The following is a 4,703-nucleotide window of genomic DNA, read 5'->3' as shown; positions in this document are numbered from 1 at the left end:
CTCTTCGATCAATCGTCGAATTAATCGATTTCGATGTAGATTCATCCACGCATGGCGTGGATCTACAATTCCTCCATGTCCTCTCCCGCCCTGCCCTGGAATGGCACGCTGCTGCTGGATGCTCACGTGGCCGTGCTACAGGGCCATGCCGGTGGCAGCGCTGCGCATGCGCACTACGCCCATCAACTGCTGCTGAGCGACGGTGCAGCGTGGCAGGTCGAGGTTGATGGCGTGCGGCAGCAGGGTCAACGCCTGTGGCTGCCTTCCTTCCAGTCGCATGCCATCCTGTCGGCACCACAGGACGGTTGCACGGTATTTCTTGAGCCGGCACATGCCGATCCCACACAGATCCAACGGTATCTGCACGCCCTGCCGGGCAACGCGGTGGCACTGCAGGACTGGCTGCCACGACTGAGCCGTCCGCAGCCGCTGGATCGACGCGTGCAGGCGGCACTGGCCCGTATCACCCACTACCTGCCCGGCCCGGTACCGGCCGCCGATATCGCCGAAGCGGCGCATCTGTCGACCAGCCAGCTGCATCGGCGCTTCCAGTCAGACCTGTCGGTGACCCTGCGCGGCTGGGTGCTGTGGCAACGGCTGCGCAATGCGCTCGCGCATCATCTGCGTGGACACAGCCTGACCGACAGCGCCCACGCGGCCGGGTTCGCCGACCTGGCCCATCTGTCACGCAACCTGCACCGCATGTTCGGCATCGGTGCCGCGCAGTTGCAGGGCCTGCAGCTGCGCGCGACCTGACATGCGGGATCATCCGCGCCTGCGCAACCCTTCGGGCAGCTCCGGTACCTCGCCATGCGGCAGTTCGCGGAACGGTGCCAGCAGCTGCCCGGGGTAATCGCACGGATAATCCGGCTGGCTGCCGATGCCCAGATCGCGTTGCCGTAGCCGATAGCCCGGTGCATCGAAGGCGGTTCCCAGCAGGTGATCCCACACGGTCAGGAACAGGCCGAAGTTGACGTCGCCGGCGGTGCCGTAGCGCATGTGGTGGAAACGGTGCAGCGGCGCCCACGCCATCACCCGGCCGAGCACACCGGGGCGCATGTCCACGTTGGAATGCTGCAACAGCAGCTGGATGGCAATGGCGAATGCCAGCACCGACGCCACTGGCATCGGCAGGCCCAGCACCAGCAGCGGCAGCACGCCGCCCACTGCTTCGGCCGCCTGGTGCAGCGGATGCTTCATCAGGCCGTTGAAGCCGTACATGCGGGTGACGCTGTGATGCACCGCATGCAGCCGCCACAGCCAGCCGATGCGGTGGCTGGCGTAGTGCACCAGGGTGATGCCGAGATCGGCGCAGACGATGGCCAGCAGTACCTGCAGCGCGAAGGACCACTGCACCGGCCACAGCTGCCACGGAATGAGCGCGGCCAACAGCGGCACCGCGGCGATCGACAGCAGGTTCAGGCTTTCGTTGACCAGCGCATGCAGGGTGTCACGCAGGCTGTCGCCCTGGTCGTGGTTGAACGCAGGGTCGTAGGGCCAGGCGCGTTCAGCGCCGAACGAAACCGCGATGGCGACCAGCAGCAAGGCCAGCAGCCACAGCGGATCACCATGCAGGTGGCCCACCCAGGCGATGGCGGTGGCAACGAACCCGAGCAGGAACAACGGGGCATACAGGCGGAGGATCCAGTGCTTCATGGGCAACCCGAAACGTGAGGGGCCTGCATGCTGGCGCGATGCGACGGTTGCCGGCTTGAACAAACGGCGCAACCCGCCACGCGCCTGCTGGATGCCCGCCCTGGTCGGCACCGTCATTCCAGCACCCACGCCTGGCGTGGATCTACAATGGCGCCCTCATCGCGCCCGGGACCGGCATGGACTCCTTCAACCTGATGCGTGCCTTCCGCCGCATCGTCGAACGCGGCGGGCTGGCCCGTGCCGCCGAAGACCTGGGCATGTCGCCAGCCGGGCTGAGCAAGCAGCTGCGCACGCTGGAGACCCACCTGGGCGTGGTGCTGCTGCAGCGGACCACACGCCGCATGAGCCTGACCGAAACCGGCCATGCCTATTACCGTGAGTGCTGCCGCCTGCTCGACGAGCTGGACGCGCTGGAACGTGGCATCGCCGAACAGCGTGGCGAAGTGGCCGGGCGCCTGCGCGTCAATGCGCCGCAGTCGTTCGCGCTGAGCACGCTGTCGCCGCTGCTGCCGCGTTTCCTGCAGCAGCATCCGCAGCTGTCGCTGGACCTGGTGATGGAAGACCGCCTGCTCGATGCGGTCGGCGAAGGCTTCGATGTGTCGCTGCGGCTGCGCGCCGAGCTGGACGACTCGCGACTGGTGGCGCGCCGGCTGGCCTCGCTGCAGCAGGTGCTGTGTGCGGCCCCGTCCTACCTGCAACAGCATCCGGCACCGCAGGCGGTGGACGATCTGCAGGCGCACAGCGTGCTGGCCTACAGCCTGTCCGACTCACCCGGCAGCTGGCCGCTGCTCGGCCCCGATGGCCAGGTGACGATCACCCTGCCGGCACGCGTCACCGTCAACAACAGCCTGATGCTGCGCGATCTGCTGGTGGCCGGCATGGGCATCGGCGCCCTGCCCTCGTTCCTTGCAGCGCCGTCACTGGCCCGCGGCGAACTGCAGCAGGTGCTGCCCGACCACCGCTATCCACCGCGCTTCGTGCATGCGGTCTACCCCACCTCGCGCCACCTGCAGCCCAAGGTGCGTGCCTTCATCGATTTCCTGCACGCCGAGCTGCCCGCCTGCGCCGGCCTGGATTCGTAACCGCCAGCGAAAACTGAGCTGCCCGTGGCGTGCTGTTTCAGCCACGCCGCGCTGCCTAACCTGCCGCCTCCCCTCTCACCGATGGCAGGCCGATGTCTTCCGCTTCTTCCCCCACCGCTGCAGCGCCAGTGGTCGATTTCTTCCACGACGTGGTCTGCGGCTGGTGCTTCGTGCTGGCCCCGCGCCTGCAGCAGGTCTCGGCCGAACTCGGCATCCAGGTGCGCCACCGCAGCTTCGTGCTGCAGGACTCGCGCGCGCAGATGGTCGAGGTATTCGGCTCGATGGAGCGTGCCAAGGCGATCATCCTGCGCCACTGGACCGACTGCGCCGCGCATGAAGACAGCGCGCGCATCGATATCGAAGGCATGCGTGCACAGGACTTCGAATATCCCTCCGGCTGGCTGGGCGCATTGGCCTGCCAGGCCGCCGGCATGCTTGGCGGCAATGAGGCCCACGGCGTGATGTTCGATGCCGTGCAGTGGGCGCACCTGCACCAGCACCGCAACATCGGCGATGCCGAAGTGCTGCTGGACATCGCCGAAGCGCTCGGCCACCCGCGTGGTGCCTTCGCTGACCACATGCGCAGCGACGCAGTACGCCAGCGCGTGCAGGCCGACCGCGCCGAAGCCGCTGCGCTCGGCATCCGTTCCATTCCCACCGTGATCGGCGGCAACGGCCTGCGCCTGCAGACCCTGCCGCTGCCGCACCTGCGCCAGGCCCTGGCGCCGCTGGTCGCGGCCTGAGCCGCACCATTCCCCCCTGCAAGGAGATTCCCCATGACCCCACGTACCCTGGCCACCGCATTGGCCCTGCTGCTGGCCGGCACCGCTGCTTCCACCTCGGTGACCGCGCACGAACGCGTTCCTTCCGGCCAGCAGGTCGGCACCAGCCCCTGGGGGCCGAAGGACGAGATCGGCCGCCTCAACCTGATCACCGAGGCGTCGCGCGCAGCGATCCTGTCGCGGGTCAGCGGCGGCAAGGCCTATGACCTGGCCACCGAGTACTACGTCGGCATGCCCAGCTGGCAGGACGCCGGCGACCCGCACTACCAGTTCTGGATGACCCACACCCCGCGCGGCACGGTGATGGACGACCCGATGGGCGTGGGCGAGACCATGAACCTCACCCGCAGCTACACCGGCACGGCGTTCTCGATGTACAGCCACACCGGCACCCACATCGATGCGCTGAACCACTTCGGTATCCACGGAAAGATCTGGAACGGCTTCGAGGCCGACAAGCACCTCGGCGATCGTGGCTGGAATGTCACCGGCATCGAGAAATTCCCGCCGCTGATCGCGCGTGGCGTACTGATCGACGTGGCCGGTGCCAAGGGCGTGGACATGCTGCCGGACAGCTACCGCGTCACCCGCCAGGACCTGAAGGATGCGCTGGCACGCCAGCAGGTGAAGCTGCAGCAGGGTGACATCGTGCTGATCCGCACCGGCCGCATGCGCCTGTTCGAACAGCCCAGGGCGTACATGGCCAACCCGCCGGGCATGGGCCTGGACGCCGCGCGCTTCCTGGTCGAAGACAGCGGCGCGATGATCGTCGGCGCCGACAACCTCAGCTTCGAGACCTTCCCTTCGGAAGTGTCCGATGACTACGTGCCGCTGCACACCTACCTGCTGGCCCAGCAGGGCGCGCCGATCATCGAGCTGGTGGCGCTGGACGAACTGGCCCGCGACAAGGTCTACGAATTCGCCTTCATCGGTGGTCCGTTGAAGATCCGCGGTGGTGATGCCGCGCCGCTGCGCCCGGTGGCGTTGCCGGTCCGCCCTTAACCGGGGCCTGTGGGTGCCGACCTTGGTCGGCATTCCGTCCCATGCCGGGTGGGTGCCGACCTTGGTCGGCACTCCTTTCCCCCTTCAGCAACCTGAAACCCGACCCTCCAATTTCATTAGTAATTCTACTTACAACGCGAGTAGCATGTCTGGTCTCAGCCCCTGATACCGGCCTGTCGAT

General features: G+C 67.1%; 5 protein-coding genes. 4 read left to right on the top strand and 1 reads right to left on the bottom strand.

Going from position 1 to position 4,703, the window contains the following annotated elements:
• Positions 1–51: 51 nt before the first annotated feature.
• Positions 52–756, top strand: coding sequence for a helix-turn-helix domain-containing protein (locus QRO93_RS21135; RefSeq protein WP_053450055.1), 705 nt, complete (start codon positions 52–54; stop codon positions 754–756).
• A gap of 9 nt (positions 757–765) precedes the next feature.
• On the opposite strand, the gene QRO93_RS21130 is transcribed toward QRO93_RS21135, so the two are convergent.
• Positions 766–1,656 (bottom strand): sterol desaturase family protein, encoded by an 891-nt coding sequence (locus QRO93_RS21130; protein WP_180880250.1) that lies wholly within the window; start codon positions 1,654–1,656, stop codon positions 766–768.
• A 176-nt stretch (positions 1,657–1,832) separates the two neighbouring features.
• On the opposite strand from QRO93_RS21130, the gene QRO93_RS21125 reads away from it, so the two are divergent.
• The 3 genes from QRO93_RS21125 to QRO93_RS21115 all read left to right on the top strand — a co-directional run bounded on the left by QRO93_RS21125 (position 1,833) and on the right by QRO93_RS21115 (position 4,522).
• Positions 1,833–2,738, top strand: coding sequence for a LysR family transcriptional regulator (locus tag QRO93_RS21125; protein WP_180880248.1), 906 nt, complete (start codon positions 1,833–1,835; stop codon positions 2,736–2,738).
• Positions 2,739–2,830: 92 nt separating this feature from the next.
• Positions 2,831–3,481 (top strand): DsbA family protein, encoded by a 651-nt coding sequence (locus tag QRO93_RS21120; protein WP_008264454.1) that lies wholly within the window; start codon positions 2,831–2,833, stop codon positions 3,479–3,481.
• A gap of 33 nt (positions 3,482–3,514) precedes the next feature.
• Positions 3,515–4,522 carry a cyclase family protein gene (locus tag QRO93_RS21115; RefSeq protein WP_006452003.1) on the top strand — a complete coding sequence of 336 codons (1,008 nt, stop codon included), beginning with the start codon at positions 3,515–3,517 and terminating at the stop codon, positions 4,520–4,522.
• Positions 4,523–4,703: the final 181 nt, after the last annotated feature.

The organism is Stenotrophomonas maltophilia group sp. Smal17, assembly GCF_030237045.1.
GTDB lineage: Bacteria > Pseudomonadota > Gammaproteobacteria > Xanthomonadales > Xanthomonadaceae > Stenotrophomonas > Stenotrophomonas forensis.
Note: the sequence above shows the minus strand (reverse complement) of the source record. Positions and strands in the feature narration are given on the sequence as shown.